The following is a 17193-nucleotide window of genomic DNA, read 5'->3' on the forward strand; positions in this document are numbered from 1 at the left end:
GTTGGTTATTAGCTTAAAATTCCTTTTCAACGATAGTTATAATAGATTGCATTTGCTGCAATATAGTATTAATGGTTGTTTTGCCGATAGCCATTTTTTGATCTATATCTTTCAATTTCGGCTCATAATCAGCATCTATTTTGGATAACTCCTCTTTTGTTGACGCTAATTTTTCCTGTAAGTCTTTTAACTGAGCTTCTATGTCGCTTACCTTAGCGGACAGATTTTGACGCTTAGTTTGTTTTTCCTCTTCTAGTTGCTGTTTTTCAGTTTGTTTACTATTCAACTCACTGTCAATGGCTTTTGCCAACTCATCTTTGTAATAATTACCGGAAGTAATTATTTTCTCTTTCGTAAGAGATTTATCGACGTATTTTAACGTGTTGAACGTTGCTTTAAGAGAAGATGCTGTGGGTTCCCCATTCTCCTTAGTTGCATTCCAAAGCTCTAAAAAATCGCAACCTGGTTGGTTAAGTGATTCGAGTAACTTGTACACTTTTTCCTTCATACGCTCATCTGGAGACAAGGATGAAGATTCCATAGTTGCTGGAATTGTAACAGCAGGAGAGTTGCTTTTAGGTTGTTCAGATGTACTAGAAGCAGTTGTTTCGCTTACACTCTCATCTTTAAACAGGATCTTTTTTATGCCACCAAAAAAGCCATCTGATTCGCTCATAAAATAGAAATTAGGTATTGACTGAAGCAAATATATAAATTTTATGCGCTCCTCAATTTATACACTTTTTATGCCTCTTCTTTAAAGAATAGTTTGTAGAAATTCAGGCCGGTGGCATCATCAAAACCCTTCTCAATCATATCGGCTCTGCCATGAATGTACACATGGAAATTCTTATCCAGTTTTAAAATGCTCTTAAATATCTTGGCTTGTTTCTTAAAGGCCTGAGACGAAATATCAAAAGAATCTGGCAACGACATTTCATGGTTCGTTTCAAATTGTTGCTTAAATTCTTTGAACGATTCAATAACGGCGGGTTGTAAAATTACTTCCTCCGTAAATTCATCAAAGTCAAATTTCTCTTTTTCTTTAAAATAATTCGCAGATTTATTCAACAGATCGATCTGGTCGGCACGACTAACATCAAAATCTTCAGTCAGTTTTTTATTGATAAATGCTGAACACAGATCAACATAGTTCTCCGTTTGCAGATAAGTATCCTCGCGACGTTTAACTTTTAAAAAATCATCCTTCCAGTAAACTGCTTCGTTTTGTTTGCTCTGTGCATCAATAATACTAATCCGGTAGCCGTCTTCCTTTTCTATATTAAAGATCAGACAGCCTTTATCAAGTTTACTGATATTGATACCGTCTTCGTAATTGACCTCATAATTTTCATTGTGCAAATAAACCTTCAGATAAGTTTCGCGGGTTTCAGATTTGAAGATACCGATAGCTTCAACTTCTTCGCCATCAATCAAACACTTATCAAAATAAGCAAGGTATAACTCACCACCCTTTATTTTGGGATGCATGGAGTTATCATACAAATGCTGAGCAATATGGATGGATTGCTCCTGAAAAGTGCTTTTATCTTCAAAAATTCTGGATGCACAAACAAAGATTTCATTCAATGGCAATTCGATTGAATGAAATAAATGGTAATACTCTGAGTTATTAGCAAACGGATGAATAAAATAATTAAGCAATAGCTTGCCTATCTCTTCATTGCTAAGATCAATAGGTGATTTTGAAAACACTAATGGCTCATCTTTACCTGCGTTTCCTACTTTATGAATGGTTAAATACTGAAGATCTTTAACATCAGCAACATGTATCATCTGGTAATTTTTTTACTGCGAGTTGCGAAGATGCAAAGAAAATTTAGGTTTACTGCAAGTAAATTAGAAAAGGAGTTCTGTTAATAACAGCTAATTATTACTTATGGATTTCTTGAAAAAACAATAAAATCTGTTATGGGTAATGGCTCAATAACACCTTTTAATGAATCAATTATTTGTCCGCGGTGATAACTTGAATGATTAATTAAGTGAGTTAAAATATCGAACATCGGCGTATCATACTGCTCACCCTTAGATGTTTGATAATGAAAAGGAACATTTAGATCATCTTCCTGGATCGTTAGGAAGAAATGTCGCCATTCTTCACTGTTTTGATTATATAAACTCTCGCTTTGTTCAAGATCATATAATTCCCAGAATTTATTAGTAGTAGTTTTCTTTACAATTCGGTGAAGCCATTCGCGCTGAGAAATTAATAAGTGGGCTAATAACAGTAAAGATCGTTCGGGAGGGTTGCTAATTTGTTTAAGAGTGTTGATTACACGGCCATTGGCCCAGTTTTCATATTCATACAAACGCTGAAAATGTGATTTCATGAGCATTTTTGTTAAGGTGATGTAAAATTAACAAAGTATTAAACTAATACAACCACCACTCCGCTTTTACACCAATATAGTGTCCCCAGCTTTTATTTCCAATTTGTTGTAAATAGGGAGAATACAAATTGTTTTTTGCGAACTCGTTGTATTTAGCAATTGTATAAACCAACCTGAAATGAGGGCGTGCCCAAGGATCACGTTTAGCGGTTGGAACTAATGTGGGTATAATGCCGAACTTTACCATTTGAGCCGCATCCTGATTACCATCTTTTCTGGATGCAAAGGCAACTTCATTCATCAGGTGGAACCAGTCTGTTAAATAGACAAATGTGCGTACACCAACTGCAAAATCAGTTTTACGGTTAAAAACTTGTCGTCCGAGATAATCTGGAGAAGTATTTAAGCTATCAGATGCCCCTCTGCTTTTCGTATAAATGCCATAGCCATTAATACTAAACTTATTACTCATGTTCAGCAGAAAATGCTCAACAAACGTTATTGAATTAGCTTCACTAAATTTATTCGTTACGAGATTAGGAGCGCCATAAGTTAACCATGTTTTAGTTCCTCCACCATCACCGCCATTGGCGATTCCTTGCCCATATCTTACCGAAAACTGGTTAAAAGATCCCGGTAAAGTAGTATTCAAATCGATAATATGCTTAGCGCCCAAAACCCAACCATTATCGGCGGGATAATTAAAAGGAGTTGTTTGATCATCTAAAGTTGCATCAGCTAGTTGGTGATATTCAGCCAAGATTTTGAGCATGTTTTTATCGTTTAGCTTAAACTGTTGTTCACCAATTAACAATGTTCGTTGCCGCAATCCGAGGGTTGGGGTTCCATTAACAATATTTAAATAGAAATAGGGAGGAAGGGAACTTGTTGTGTCTACAGAACCTGGAAAAAGGACAGTGAAAGATGTTTTTTTCCATGTGACCCCAAATCCGGTCGAAGAATGATCATCGAAATAAAAGTAATCAGCAATGTGTATATCATTAGAACGCCATAATCTGGCTCCAATCCAAGCCGACCAGTTGCTGCCCATAATATTGGTGACTTCGGCATAAATTTCTGGTAGAGAAAATGTTATGCCGCCAAAGCTTTTACTGGTTACATTGCCAAGAAATTGCCCTTGAGTAGTGTACAAAGCTAAGCGGGTTTGAATGTTTATATTGGTCTTCTTTTCATCAATTGCAGGAGTAAAATGCAATGCAGCAATCATTTCTAAATAATCTTGTTCCTCCATCCGCCCTCCAATACTTCCCATCCCGTTCAAGTTCAGCGAGCGACCTAGGCTACCTTTTATAGCGGGAGCAAACCCAACGCCAACTCTGCCATAACCACCAAATGAAAATAATTTATTATTAACAGTTTGTGATAAACCTGTTTGTATAAAGTAGAAAAATATAAAGAGGGAGCAGATAAAGTGTTTATGCATTGTAGAGAGCATTTACTTTAAATATAACTATTTGTAAAACAGGATAAAAGAGTTTTGGAGAAGAAAAATATGTAAATGACTGGAAAATAAAAACGGTATTTCTGTGCAGAAATACCGTTTTACTAAAGTGAATAGAAAATTATTTTATTTCATTCAGGTTTTTGATCATCTGATAGTAAAAAGCGATTGCTCCTTTATAATCTTTAACCGCAATCCGCTCATTCACATCATGGTAACCTACTAATTTTGACGGTACATACCGATAGATATTATCAGTAATATCAGCATAGTATCTTGAATCGGTAACAGCGATCAATAAAAACGGACTAACTGGAATATCCGGATTTAACTGTTTATTGGTTTTTGCAATGGCAAGAAATCCTTTGGCTTGCGACGAAGATATTTTAGAAGGATTTGCCTGCGATTCTGTACGAGGAGTAATTTTTACTCTTGGATCATTCACCGCTTTTTTTACATGCTCTAAAACTGTTTCAGGTGTTTCTCCCGGTAATATCCTGAAGTTTATGGTAGCGGTGGCTACAGTCGGTAAAACGTTGTCTTTAAAACCACTCTTTAAAATAGTAGGGGCAATAGTTGTATGGAACTGGGCCGCTCCGCGGTCGGTTTTTTCATATTCTTTCTGGATCAATGGTTTAGTGATCCATTTGTTTGCAAAGACAGCTTTTAAAAATCCCGGCATTTCCGGACCTAAGTATTCAACTAATTCTAATGTAGGAGTGGTAAATGAGCTCTTAAACGGATTAGTTCTGATTTTGGTAATGGTGGATGTTAAAATATCGATTGCTGTTTCTTTTCCCGGAGCAGAAGAGTGGCCTCCGCTTGCGTTAACTTCCAAATCAATAGTTAAATAGCCTTTTTCAGCCGTTCCAACAAGGGCGATTGATTTGTCAGGAATAATACCATCAATAATTAAACCTCCTTCGTCCATTACAAATTCGGCCTTAACACCACGACTTTTCAATAAAGCAGCAATCTTAGAGGCACCTTCCTTTCCACTGATTTCCTCATCATGTCCGAAAGCTAAATAAATCGTTTGTTCCGGTTGAAATCCTTCTGAAACCAATTTCTCAATAGCCTCCATAACGGTGATTACGGTAATTTTATCATCTACAGAACCGCGTCCCCAAATTGTATCTTGCTTAATTTCTCCGCCAAAAGGATCTGCTTTCCATTTTCCCAATGAAGCTTCTTCCACAGGAACCACATCCATGTGTCCCATTAATACAACCGGCTTTAGCGAGGGGTTTTTGCCAGGCCAGGTATAAAGCAGGCTATATTTACTGATAACCTCGCGTTTGAGCGTTTTATTGAGGTTAGGATAGGTAGTTTCCATGAATTTCAGGTTGGCACTAAACTGAGTAGTATCTACTTGAGACGTATCTTCAAACGATACTGTTTTAATGCGAATGGCATTTTGGAAATTAATAACAGATTGCTGTCCAATTTCAATAGGTTTAATTGCTGCTACCTGTGGTTGTTTTGATTTAAAAGTAAGCGTGTTAAATACAAATATGCCAATGAATACTACTAGCAAGAGCAATACAAAGAATAGAATTTTTTTTATCATGGATTAAGTTAATTACTGAGTTGTTGTTATTGGTAAATTGTTGATGTTTCACAGATACGCTCCATATAGCTGGTCATAAAAATGCCATTTGGGTCCATTTGAGCTCTAATTTTATGAAAATCATTCCATTTAGGATAAAGGTGCTCAAAATCTTTGCTTGTACGCGTATGCATTTTGCCCCAATGCGGCCTTCCTCCAGCTGCTGTGCAGATATCCTCCATTACTTTAAAATAGTCCTTGTAAGGATTTAGTTTATAAACATGAAAAGCAATATAAGCTGAATCTCGTTCATACGCCGGACTTAACCAGATGTCGTCTCCTTTTACGAAGCGATTTTCTGTTGGGAAGTGAACATCAAACTTATTTTTTTCAAAAGCTTTTTGTACATCTCTTTTCACTTCTTTAAATGCTTCGATAGGGATATTATATTCCATTTCATGGAATTTTACCAATCTCGGTAGTGCGTACACTTTATGGCTCCAATTTATTTTATGACTTGTTGAAACAGCTTTCGCGGAGATCTGGGCTATGGTTTTACTGGATTTTGGAAACCAATTAGTCAATTTTGACAAAGCACCAAAGGCATGGTTTTCCAACAGCATGTCGGTCATGTAATTGGCTGTTCCATAATCTTTAGCAGGAAGATCGGTTACATTGCTGAATTTAGTTTGAACAATGTTAGTATGCGGAAACCAATAAAACTCAAAATTTCGATGCGCTCTATTGTAGCGATTATAGTTTTCTAAAACATCATCCAGCGATTCTTTAGCAGAAGTGAACTCCAGTTTGTAAGCGGGTAAAGCCTTAAATGTTAACTCTGTAATGATTCCTAGCGTTCCTAGTCCAATCTGAGCAGCTTTAAAAATGTCAGCATTTTCTGTTGCTGAACAGGTAATAATATCACCCTTGCCATTGATAAAACGAATAGCGGTTAATTGAGTTGATAAATTGCCAAAAGCAGTACCTGTTCCATGAGTACCTGTTGAAATCGCTCCAGCTAATGACTGCACATCAATATCACCTAAATTTTCTTGAGCTAAACCCTGCTCAAAAAGTAGAGCACCAAACTCCTTGATCTTCGTTCCGGCTTTAACACGAACCCGCATATTGACTTTGTCAACCTCAATTAGGCCTCTAAACTTATCCAGACTTAAAATATAATCATTGGTTTCAATCAAGTGCGAAAATGAATGACCAGAACCTACAACTCTTATCTTTTTGCCCTGTTCATTGGCCATATGCACAATGCTGATGATTTCATCTTCATTTTCCGGAAATAAAACTTCAATAGGAGAGCACTGTACACTTCCACTCCAGTTACTCCAGTTAACGGTTTTCATATGATATTTTGGTTTTAGGTTGATCAAGTCTATTTATCTCGAACTAAATCTCACGTACCACATCTCAAATCCCATATCTATTATAAGAAACACATTCCTTCACCTCTATAAGTCTTCTCAACGCTTACAATTTCTCCATTCGAAATCAGGTAAAGCTCGTTAAATCGTTCACATAATTCACCTGCTTTGCTATGTCTGAAAAACACAGGATCACCAATTGATAATTCTTCTTTCAAATCAATCAAAGGAGTTTGAACTTCGCCTGCACCTTCATTTTGTGTAAGTTTTAATCCTTCAGGAAGATAGGGTAGCGGTTGTTTTTCATTTCCTGTTCCACCTGAAGCAATATAACCACCTCCCAAGCAAGTTGCCAATCCCTTTTTGGGAATTCGTACTACTTCAACCGCAAAACATGCTGCGGGCTTATGTTTAAAGAGGGTGTAATTATCGAAAAGATGAGAATTGAAAAATCCGGAGCCAATGGTTACTTCAGTAACTGCATTTTCTTCGCGTGTACTTTCCAAACTTCCGGTGCCACCTCCATTTACCAGCTTTAGCTCAATTCCAAGATTTTTTATTTTTTCGATGCTTTCTTTCCTTCGTTTGCATAATTCATGAATGGACGACTTTTTTAGTTGACGGACAAAAAAACTTTTTAGTTTTTGTTCCTTTTGTGCATCAACTAATCCTGCAATTTGAGCCTCATAACCCATTAAACCAATAATAGATATGTATTCATAATTGAATGATTGCTTTACAATGTTTTCAACCGCTAATGAGGTCCTTAAGTTAGAGCGCCAAACGCCAAAATGTAAACCGGGAAAATCAGACGACATGTCAACATCAATACAAACTGGCATCTTAACGGAGAGCTTTAGTCCAATTGCATTAATCCTTTTCAAATGCTCTTCATCATCGATCATTAGGTAAATAATCTTACCATTTTTGATCTCATTACCTAACGCTTCAATTTGTTGGATGTCTGAAGTAGGGTAACCAATTAATAAATTGTCATAACCTAAGTCACTTAACCATAGCGCCTCTTCTGCAGAATAGCACATGACTCCTTCAAATTGTTTATCAGTTTCAAAGATCCTGTCAATGATTGTCCGGCACCTGATCGATTTAGAAGCTATTCTTATTTTCTTACTTCCAGCTCTGTTTTTCAAGTCCCTGATGTTCTCATCCAAAAGATCAAGGTCGACAAAGGCAAATGGCTTTGTGGTGTTTTTAAAGATTTCCTTGTAATAGTTGTAACTATATTTGTTATGCATACATTGCAATTGGTTGCCTAACATAAGAAATTGTTTTTAGAAAAATATTATCCTGTCTAACTGTATCTCTTTCATCTTCATTTATAAAAAAAATAGGTAACCGTTTGGTTTTGTATTTTAAAATTCGTTATATTTATGTAATCGAATGGTTACATATTAAAATTACTGTTATGCGAAGAGATGTTTTTCAGGCAATAGCTGATCCCACAAGACGAGAGATTGTTAATTTACTCGCCGAACAAACATTAAATCTTAATGCCATCGTTGAAAATTTTAAGGTGAGTCGCCCGGCGATCTCTAAGCATATCAAAATTTTAGCAGAGTGTGGTTTGGTTGAAATAAAGCAGCAGGGGAGAGAACGTTTTTGCATGGTTAATTTGCAAAAGCTCCAGGAGGTTGCCGAATGGACTGAAAGATATAAATCATTCTGGATTGATAAATTAAATCGTTTGGACGATCTTTTTCCAAATGAAAAAACTAATAAACTATAATCCTAACTATTAAAAAGTATTGTTATGAAACCAGCACCTATTGTTTTAGAAAAGGTTTATGATGCTCCTGTTTCAAAAGTATGGGAAGCGATAACCGATAAAGACAAAATGAAGCTTTGGTATTTTGATTTGGAGGAGTTTAAACCTGAAGTGGGATTTGAATTTCAATTTTATGGTGGGACCGAGGAGAAAAGATACCTTCATTTATGTAAAGTAAAAGAGGTGATTACCGGAAAGAAGATTGCTTATTCATGGAGGTATGATGGGTATGAAGGTGATTCGTTGGTTTCTTTTGAGTTATTCGATGAAAACAGTAAAACAAGATTAAAGCTTACTCATGAAGGTTTGGAAACGTTCCCTGTTGCCAAAGATCCAAATTTGGCCAGAGAAAATTTTATGGGAGGTTGGACTTATTTTGTGGAGACAGGTTTGAAAGATTACCTGGAGAAAGATTTATACTTTATCGATACCTCCTTCAAAATTGCTGCGCCTGAGTCAAAAGTTTGGGATGTGCTTTTGAAACCCGAGTATGCAAAACAATGGGGTAATGAATTTTCGGAAGGTGCGTATGTTGAATCTGAATATAAATTGAATGACCTGGTTGTTTGGTACGATAAAACCGGAACGCCAGGAACAAAAGGGATTGTTACATCTGTATCTCCTCAAAAACACATTAAAATTGAATTTTACGACGATATAAATAGTAGACCGGACGATAAACCCGGGCAGTATTATGAGGATTATAAACTCTATCCCGAAAATGGACAAACGGTGTTTGCATTCAGAGCAGGAGCATTACCGAAAAAAGATTATGAAATGATTGCTCCACTTTGGGAAAAAGCAGCTAAAAAGATTAAGGAGTTGGCAGAGAGTAATTAAAAAACAAATCTCTTTAAGGGTAAAGGTCTAAAATTAGAATAGATCATATTAACTGGTGTTTTCGGATATCGATCCTTTTGTCCATCAAGTGAACTTGGAGCTAGGCAGTCCTATTGAATTGACCATTTGTGCGATTTGATTTTACATTTGTAAATGTAAAGCATAAATTATCATATAAACAAAAATCGCCTTGTACAGTTCGGAAGAGATGATTTAAGTATTGGCACCAACCGCAGGAGAACTGTACGAAGTCTCGGCTCAGCCGAGAGCATTTTTTGCTTACTTTTTTTGCTGAAGAAAAACATGCAAGGCATTCTTGAGTACCATTAAAGTAAAACACTGCATGAAAAAAGTAAGTCCCGCTGAAGGCGACGGTAGAAAATAATTTACCAAATCGTGTTTTTTGCGCTATTAGGTCTTTTTAGAGCCCAATTGAATCAGTCAACAATTATACTAAGCAAAAGTCCCGGATAAACCGGGACGTTGCTAGTAAGCTATGAGAAAATTGGTTGATGAATGATTGTACGCAGCACTTTCAGTTCATCAACTTATAATATCTCATTTTTATATAGCCGATTGTTGTGCCTTGATGAATTTTTTCAAAGTACTCGCCATCTGACGACCGCTGTTTATTGCAGTTACAATCAGGTTTGCACCTTCAACCATGTCTCCGGCAGCCCATATCTGAGCATCTGAAGTACGGTAGTTTTCAATTTTTACGTTTCCGCGTTTATCTTTCTCTAAGCCTAAGTATTCAACTAAACCTTCGTGAATAGTATGCTCAAAACCCAAAGAAATCAGCAGTAGATCGCATGGGATATCATATTTATCACCCGAAATCTCATAATTACGCTGACCCGATTTAATTTCACCTTCCGGCCAAAGAATATTTTGTAGTTCTAGCGCTTCGATTTTATCACCACCTTTCACAGCAGTTGTTAATGCAGAGAAAATTCGTTCACAACCTTCTGCTTGAGAAGAAGAGGTAGCGAAAGTTTTTGGCCAAAGTGGCCAAGGGTTAGTTTCGTAACGCTCTTCAGGCAATGCCTTGTGAATTTGAATTTGCGTAACACTTTTAGCTCCCTGACGAATCGATGTTCCGATACAGTCTGAACCGGTATCACCTCCACCTAATATTACCACGTGTTTATCTTTTGCGCTGATCTTAACTTCAGGATGTAGTTGATCACCGTGGTTTTCTTTATTCTGTTGAGAAAGGAACTCCATCGCAAAGTAAATCCCTTTTTTGTCGGCTCCTTCGATATTACCTAAACCGCGAGGTTTTTCAGCGCCGCAACATAAACAGATATAATCAAACTCTGCCTTAAGTTCATCGATGGAAATAGTTACGCCCACATGTGCATTCGTCTTGAAGGTAATACCTTCTTCTTCCATTAATGCAACACGACGATCGATTACCCATTTCTCCAGTTTGAAGTCAGGAATCCCGTAACGTAGCAGTCCGCCTAAGCGATCATTTTTTTCAAAAACAGTTACAGAGTGACCAACCAAATTTAACTGCTGTGCGGCTGATAATCCGGCTGGGCCAGAACCTATAACGGCAATTTTTACACCTGTACGGTAAGGAACATTGTTAGGCTTAACCCAACCTTCAGCAAACGCTTTTTCGATAATCGAAAGCTCAATTTGCTTAATACTGATTGGCTTTTCAACAAGCGATGCGGTACAAGCAGGTTCACAAGGGGCCGGACAAACTCTTCCTGTAAACTCAGGAAAGTTATTAGTGCTCATTAATGTTCCGTAAGCATTTTTCCACTGACCTTTGTACACGAAATCGTTAAACTCTGGTATCAGGTTTGAAACCGGACATCCCCAGTTACAAAACGGAATACCGCATCCCATACAGCGGGCAGCCTGAGTTTTTACTCGTTGTTCACTTTGTGGCTTCTCAAATTCATTATAGTGTTGAACGCGCTCGGTAACCGGCGCCTTCTGCATATCTTCTCTTGGATATTCAATAAATCCTGTAGGTTTTCCCATGTCTTTAGTGTTCTGTGTCATCCTGAGGCACGAAGGATCTGTTTGTTTTTTGCATTGTTGTTACAGATGCTTCCTGCGTCAGCATGACAAGTTTTGGATTACTTCTTCTCAATTATGCTTGCGGTGTAAACACTGCAGCTGCCTGACTGAAAATTGCCGCTTGGTTCTTTGTCCTGTCTAGTTGTACCTGTATTTTGCGGTATTCGAATGGAATAACCATCACAAAGTCTTCCACACGACGAGCCCAGTTATTCAGTATAACTTTTGCTTTAGGGCTTCCGGTATACTCGTAATGCTCTTTGATCAGGTCATAAAGCTCCTGTTGACGGGCTTCATCCGTAACTTTTTCAACGGCAACCATACTTAGGTTACAATTTTTCTTAAAGGTTTTATCCTGATCAAAAACATAAGCGATACCACCGCTCATTCCTGCCGCAAAGTTTTTACCTGTAGAACCTAGCACGGTTACAATTCCTCCGGTCATGTATTCACAACCGTGGTCTCCTAAACCTTCAACAACAGCTTTAGCTCCTGAGTTACGAACCGCAAAACGCTGGCCGGCCATACCCGAGAAGAATGCCTTACCTGAAGTAGCACCGTATAAACAAGTGTTTCCAACAATTACATTCTTGTGAGGTTCTAATGATGATTTTTGAGGAGGACTAACAATGATTTTGCCTCCCGACAACCCTTTACCAACGTAATCGTTCGCGTCGCCTCTAAGATTTAGCGTTAATCCACTTGGAATAAAGGCACCGAAACTTTGTCCTGCTGTTCCTGTTAAATTCAGCACAACGTGATCTTCCGGTAAACCTTTCGAACCATGACGAAGGGTAATTTCACTACCCAGCATAGTTCCGAAAGTCCGGTATACATTATAGATCTTTTTCTGAATTGTTATAGATTCTTTGCCGTCTAATGCTGATCTTACTTCTTCAATCAGTTCATTGTCAATAGCTTCGCCAATTGCATGGACTTGTTTTTTAACGTTTCTGTAAACGTTATCTGCCGAAGCAGGTTTTACAAACAACGGACTGAAGTCTAATCCTTGTGCTTTATAATGATTTACGGCTTTATGAGTTTTTAAGCGTTGAACCTGTCCGATCATTTCTTCAAACTTACGGTATCCGAGTTTTGCCATGATCTGACGAACTTCTTCGGCTACAAACAATAAGTAATTCTGAACATATTCAGGTTTGCCATGATATTTACTGCGTAAGTATTTATCCTGAGTTGCAATACCAACCGGACATGTATTCATGTGACATTTACGCATCATAATACAACCTGTGGCAATTAATACTGAAGTAGCGAAACCAAATTCTTCAGCACCAAGTAAAGCACCAATTACCACGTCGCGACCAGTTTTTAATTGTCCATCAACTTGTAAGCGTACTTGTCCGCGAAGTTTGTTTAACACTAAGGTCTGTTGTGCTTCCGCTAAACCAAGTTCCCAAGGCATACCTGCGTGTTTAATAGAGGTAGCCGGAGATGCTCCTGTACCACCATCATAACCCGCAATGGTAATAGAATCAGCCAAAGCTTTTGCCACACCCGCAGCTACGGTACCTACACCTGTTGATGAAACCAGCTTAACACTGATGTCGGCCCAACGATTAGCATTTTTAAGGTCGAAGATCAATTGTGATAAATCTTCGATTGAATAAATATCGTGGTGCGGAGGAGGAGAGATCAACGATACTCCGGGAATTGTATGACGAAGTTTGGCAATATAATTATCTACCTTATAACCTGGTAATTGTCCGCCTTCGCCTGGTTTTGCACCCTGAGCCATTTTAATCTGTAACTCATCTGCATTTACCAGGTAATTTGAAGTTACCCCAAAACGACCAGAAGCAACTTGTTTAATAGCTGAGCGGCGCAAGTTTCCGTTTGCGTCTGGCTTAAAGCGGACTTCATCTTCACCACCTTCGCCTGTATTACTTTTTCCACCAATATTATTCATCGCGATCGCCAATGTTTCGTGCGCCTCACGTGAAATAGAACCAATAGACATTGCTCCGGTGGTAAAGCGCTTTACAATATCTTTTGCCGGCTCAACTTCATCTATCGAAACCGGAGGTAATTCGCTTTCGTCAATATCAAATAAGCCACGTAGGAAACTTAATTCCTCGGTACGGTCATTTACAAGCTTAGAAAACTTTGAATAGGTTTCCGGGTCGTTTTTCCATGCAGCCTGTTGCAGTAAGTGAACAGTTTCAGGGTTGTAAGCATGGTATTCGCCTTGTTGGCGCCAGTGATACTCTCCACCTGTAGAGAGCTTGTCAAAATAGTGCTTTTCAACTTTGTATGCATTTTCGTGACGGGTTTTTAATTCTTGCTCTAATTGTTCGATTCCCACACCCCCGATTACAGAGAAGGTGCCCTCAAAATAATTATCAATTACATTTTGATTAATACCGATAGCTTCAAAGATCTGCCCGCCCTGGTAACTCACTAATGTAGAGATACCCATTTTAGCCATGATCTTTAATAAGCCTTTTTTGAGAGCGCTTATATAGTTTTTATGGGCTTTACTTTCGTTGATACCTTTTTCTAACTGGCCGCTCATTTCCATGTCGGTCAATGATTCAAAAGCCAGGTAAGGGTTAACTCCACCTGCACCAAATGCAAGCAGAAGCGCTAAATGATGTACCTCACGAACCTCACCACTTTCAACAACGATCCCTATTTTACCGCGTTTGTTCGTACGGATAAGGTAATGGTGAACAGCTGAAACTGCCAACAAAGTTGGAATAGGAGCATTCTGACGTGAATGACATCTGTCGGAAAGGATAACTAAACGATATCCCTGGTCAACAATATTTTCTACTTTTTTGCATAGTTCCTCAAGAGCTTGCGCTAATGATTGCTCATAGATTGGGTAGCAAACATTTAAAACTTTAGAGCGGAAGCCTGCAGTTTTTAACTGTTTTAATTGCTCTAATTCGTCATTGGTAAATACCGGTTGACTAATTTCAAGCATTTTACAGTTAATCGGGCTGTCTTCCAGAATGTTGTTAGCGCCACCAATTTCAATACGAAGTGACATTACCAAATCCTCGCGAATAGAATCGATAGGAGGGTTGGTAACCTGTGCAAAACGTTGTTTAAAGTAGTTATACAATAACTTCGGACGTTCAGAGAGAACGGCTAACGGAGTATCATTACCCATGGAGTAAGTAGCTTCCTGACCCTCATCGGCCATTGGCTTCATCAGCATGTGTAATTCTTCGTACGTATAACCAAATACACGTTGCGCCAAACGTAAATTCTCATGATTAGGCTGGTTTACGTGTGCAGGTGCAGGAAGGTCTTTCAAGCGAATACGATGCTCATCGATCCATTGTTTATACGGAGCTTTTTCAGAAACGCGTTTTTTGATCGCCTTATCATCAAAGATATCACCTGTTGTCGTATCGATCAATAACATACGGCCCGAACCCAAATTGCCTTTGCGTTTGATCTTATCTTCAGGAATTGGTAATACGCCACTTTCTGAAGCCATGATGAAATAACCATCATACGTTTCAGTAAAACGAACCGGACGTAAACCGTTTCTGTCTAAACAAGCACCTACTTGTAAACCATTGGTAAACATCATCGCTGCCGGTCCATCCCAAGGTTCAAGGATGGAATTGGCATATTCATAAAAACCTCTTAAGTCAGGATGAAGTTGGTCATCATTTTCCCAGGCTTGAGGCATCATCAACATCATGGCATGATCCATATCACGACCACATTGAATTAATAACTCCAAATAGTTATCAAAAGATGCCGAGTCTGAATTGCCTTTTTGTATGGTAGGGAACAATCGATCAAGGTCGTTTCCGAATAAACTTGATTCAAGATTTTTCTCACGTGATTTCGCCCAGTTAACATTTCCCTGCAGTGTATTAATCTCACCATTATGCGCAACATAGCGGAACGGCTGAGCTAAACTCCATGTAGGGAAGGTATTGGTTGAATAGCGCTGGTGCACCAATGCCAATGAACTTTCAAAAGCTTCATCTTGGAAATCGGGGAAATAATCTTCAAGCTGCCATGCATTGAACATACCTTTGTAAACAATAACACGAGAAGAAAGACTTGTTATATAAAAGAATTTCTTTTGTTCTATAGAGCTGTCGATGATCTTTTTCTCAATCTGACGACGGATCAGGTAAAGCTTACGTTCAAAAGCATCAGAGTCTGCTTCGTTACGTTGAACAAAAAACTGGAAAATTGTCGGTTCTAAATGCAGCAGATTTTTAGATAAGCAGGAGTTTAAACAAGGAACCAGTCGCCAACCTAAGAAAACTTCTTTTTCTTCAGCAACGGTTTCCTCAATAATTTTTTTGCAAGCGGCGGCATCTTGCTCATCGCGAGGAAGAAAAGTCATACCTACAGCATACTCTTCTTCATCAGGAATAGCGAAATCGGCACCTGCTAAAATCTTTTTAAAGAAAGCGTGAGGTAATTGAGTTAAAATACCAGCACCATCACCTGCATATGGATCTTCACCTGAAGCTCCGCGATGCTGAAGGTTTTTTAAAATCTGTAAACCGTTGTATACAATTTCATGAGAACGCTCTCCGTTCTTTTGCACAATACATCCAACTCCGCAAGCATCCTTCTCATGAGCCGGGTCGTATAATCCCTGCTTCTCTGGTAATCCGTGGTTGATCATTATGGGTTCTCCTAACTTACTTTTCTAAATCTTGTCCGAGAACTCCAAAAGGTTATTGTAAAATTGGTTTCTAAAAATAGCAATGATTGTTATTATTTCAAAATAATATCTTAAAAATTATTTAATTTTCAAATTATACTATCAAAATAAGAGTATTTATTAATTGATACCAAGTAAAATAGCATTTGTATTGATAAAATTAAAATTTTAGAATTAAGTTCTGAAATATAAAACTAATTCAAAATAAATGGTTGAGTTTTATATTTCAGAAGAATTAAATTTTATTTAATATTTATTATTCTGAAATTTCAGTGTGTAAAATATACACTATTGGTTAAAAATCAAAATTTGAAATAATACTAAATGAATAAAAAAATGATATTTTTCATGAAAACATAACCGAAGTATCTTTTATGATTAATAATAAAAAACAATAATTTTCATTGATTATCAGTTTGTTAATTGTTTTATTTTACCGTTTTCAAGATTATATATGCCTCCAAAAATCTGAGTTTCCTTTTTATTAAACTTTTCCTTTAGTATTGGTTCTGATGTCCTAATTTGATTAATAGCAAATTTTACATTAGCCTCCACTGCATCTTCTGTAATATTTTTTGATTGTGCCTTATTTTTTATAGCAGCCTGTATTTCCGGTTCATTCTTTAATCCTTCTATAATTGAATGTATATGACCTGGAACTGGATGTCCATTATCTTCACCAAGCATAGCTTTAACTGCTCCACAGTTTGTATGTCCCATTACATAAATTGTTTTTACATTAAGGTGTTCAACAGCATATTCAATACTCCCTAATTCATAGTCATGCAATACATTACCAGCAGTTCTGATAATAAATAAATCTCCAAGTCCCTGATCAAAAACAATTTCAGGTGAAACACGGGAATCGGAACATGAAACGATAATGGCAAACGGTTTTTGTGTGTCTTTGATTTCTTTTACTCTCAAAAGTGTCTGATTTTTATGAATGCTCTTTCCGTTAATAAATCGTTCATTACCTGATATTAAACGCTCAATATCCGTCTGTTGATCATTGTTTGAAAGTGTGCCTTTGGTGCAACTGGCTAATAATAAGCACAATAAAAAAAGTTTGATGATTTTTGATTTCATGTTATAATAATTGATGAGGGACTAC

Annotated in this window: 12 protein-coding genes; 2 read left to right on the top strand and 10 right to left on the bottom strand. The window is 37.6% G+C overall.

Going from position 1 to position 17193, the window contains the following annotated elements; genetic code table 11:
• Nucleotides 1-13: 13 nt before the first annotated feature.
• The 7 genes from SOLCA_RS06645 to SOLCA_RS06675 all read right to left on the bottom strand — a co-directional run bounded on the left by SOLCA_RS06645 (nucleotide 14) and on the right by SOLCA_RS06675 (nucleotide 8000).
• A complete protein-coding gene (locus tag SOLCA_RS06645) occupies nucleotides 14-676 on the bottom strand; it encodes a hypothetical protein (protein ID WP_014679677.1) in 663 nt (220 codons plus the stop codon).
• Between the two features lie 68 nt (nucleotides 677-744).
• Nucleotides 745-1797, bottom strand: a complete 1053-nt coding sequence (locus SOLCA_RS06650) for a nucleoid-associated protein (RefSeq protein ID WP_014679678.1) — start codon at nucleotides 1795-1797, stop codon at nucleotides 745-747.
• Nucleotides 1798-1898: 101 nt separating this feature from the next.
• Nucleotides 1899-2354, bottom strand: a complete 456-nt coding sequence (locus SOLCA_RS06655) for a DinB family protein (RefSeq protein ID WP_014679679.1) — start codon at nucleotides 2352-2354, stop codon at nucleotides 1899-1901.
• A 43-nt stretch (nucleotides 2355-2397) separates the two neighbouring features.
• A complete protein-coding gene (locus SOLCA_RS06660; protein ID WP_014679680.1) occupies nucleotides 2398-3798 on the bottom strand; it encodes a carbohydrate porin in 1401 nt (466 codons plus the stop codon).
• Nucleotides 3799-3937: 139 nt separating this feature from the next.
• Nucleotides 3938-5386 (bottom strand): M20 family peptidase, encoded by a 1449-nt coding sequence (locus tag SOLCA_RS06665; RefSeq protein WP_014679681.1) that lies wholly within the window; start codon nucleotides 5384-5386, stop codon nucleotides 3938-3940.
• A 26-nt stretch (nucleotides 5387-5412) separates the two neighbouring features.
• The gene (locus SOLCA_RS06670) at nucleotides 5413-6726 is read right to left on the bottom strand and encodes a D-arabinono-1,4-lactone oxidase (RefSeq protein ID WP_014679682.1); all 1314 of its coding nucleotides are present in this window, start codon (nucleotides 6724-6726) and stop codon (nucleotides 5413-5415) included.
• Nucleotides 6727-6806: 80 nt separating this feature from the next.
• Nucleotides 6807-8000 (bottom strand): amino acid deaminase/aldolase, encoded by a 1194-nt coding sequence (locus tag SOLCA_RS06675; protein ID WP_042480831.1) that lies wholly within the window; start codon nucleotides 7998-8000, stop codon nucleotides 6807-6809.
• 170 nt (nucleotides 8001-8170) lie between these two features.
• Between SOLCA_RS06675 and SOLCA_RS06680 the strand changes: the two genes are divergently transcribed.
• Complete coding sequence (locus SOLCA_RS06680; protein WP_042479452.1) at nucleotides 8171-8491, top strand: ArsR/SmtB family transcription factor; 321 nt, start codon at nucleotides 8171-8173, stop codon at nucleotides 8489-8491.
• Nucleotides 8492-8515: 24 nt separating this feature from the next.
• Complete coding sequence (locus SOLCA_RS23080) at nucleotides 8516-9370, top strand: SRPBCC family protein (protein WP_014679685.1); 855 nt, start codon at nucleotides 8516-8518, stop codon at nucleotides 9368-9370.
• A 564-nt stretch (nucleotides 9371-9934) separates the two neighbouring features.
• Here SOLCA_RS23080 and SOLCA_RS06690 read toward each other — a convergent pair.
• The 3 genes from SOLCA_RS06690 to SOLCA_RS06700 all read right to left on the bottom strand — a co-directional run bounded on the left by SOLCA_RS06690 (nucleotide 9935) and on the right by SOLCA_RS06700 (nucleotide 17168).
• The gene (locus SOLCA_RS06690) at nucleotides 9935-11392 is read right to left on the bottom strand and encodes a glutamate synthase subunit beta (protein ID WP_014679686.1); all 1458 of its coding nucleotides are present in this window, start codon (nucleotides 11390-11392) and stop codon (nucleotides 9935-9937) included.
• 91 nt (nucleotides 11393-11483) lie between these two features.
• The gene (gene gltB / locus SOLCA_RS06695) at nucleotides 11484-16040 is read right to left on the bottom strand and encodes a glutamate synthase large subunit (RefSeq protein WP_014679687.1); all 4557 of its coding nucleotides are present in this window, start codon (nucleotides 16038-16040) and stop codon (nucleotides 11484-11486) included.
• 450 nt (nucleotides 16041-16490) lie between these two features.
• The gene (locus SOLCA_RS06700; protein WP_014679688.1) at nucleotides 16491-17168 is read right to left on the bottom strand and encodes a carbonic anhydrase; all 678 of its coding nucleotides are present in this window, start codon (nucleotides 17166-17168) and stop codon (nucleotides 16491-16493) included.
• Between the last annotated feature and the right edge of the window lie 25 nt (nucleotides 17169-17193).

It is taken from the genome of Solitalea canadensis DSM 3403, from assembly GCF_000242635.2.
GTDB lineage: Bacteria > Bacteroidota > Bacteroidia > Sphingobacteriales > Sphingobacteriaceae > Solitalea > Solitalea canadensis.

Coding starts and splice junctions, on each gene's coding strand:
- SOLCA_RS06700 (WP_014679688.1), bottom strand. CDS start 17,168: ATGAAATCAAAAATCATCAAACTTTTTTTATTGTGCTTATTATTAGCC.
- SOLCA_RS06665 (WP_014679681.1), bottom strand. CDS start 5,386: ATGATAAAAAAAATTCTATTCTTTGTATTGCTCTTGCTAGTAGTATTC.
- SOLCA_RS06680 (WP_042479452.1), top strand. CDS start 8,171: ATGCGAAGAGATGTTTTTCAGGCAATAGCTGATCCCACAAGACGAGAG.
- SOLCA_RS06660 (WP_014679680.1), bottom strand. CDS start 3,798: ATGCATAAACACTTTATCTGCTCCCTCTTTATATTTTTCTACTTTATA.
- SOLCA_RS23080 (WP_014679685.1), top strand. CDS start 8,516: ATGAAACCAGCACCTATTGTTTTAGAAAAGGTTTATGATGCTCCTGTT.
- gltB (WP_014679687.1), bottom strand. CDS start 16,040: ATGATCAACCACGGATTACCAGAGAAGCAGGGATTATACGACCCGGCT.
- SOLCA_RS06670 (WP_014679682.1), bottom strand. CDS start 6,726: ATGAAAACCGTTAACTGGAGTAACTGGAGTGGAAGTGTACAGTGCTCT.
- SOLCA_RS06650 (WP_014679678.1), bottom strand. CDS start 1,797: ATGATACATGTTGCTGATGTTAAAGATCTTCAGTATTTAACCATTCAT.
- SOLCA_RS06675 (WP_042480831.1), bottom strand. CDS start 8,000: ATGCATAACAAATATAGTTACAACTATTACAAGGAAATCTTTAAAAAC.
- SOLCA_RS06655 (WP_014679679.1), bottom strand. CDS start 2,354: ATGAAATCACATTTTCAGCGTTTGTATGAATATGAAAACTGGGCCAAT.
- SOLCA_RS06645 (WP_014679677.1), bottom strand. CDS start 676: ATGAGCGAATCAGATGGCTTTTTTGGTGGCATAAAAAAGATCCTGTTT.
- SOLCA_RS06690 (WP_014679686.1), bottom strand. CDS start 11,392: ATGACACAGAACACTAAAGACATGGGAAAACCTACAGGATTTATTGAA.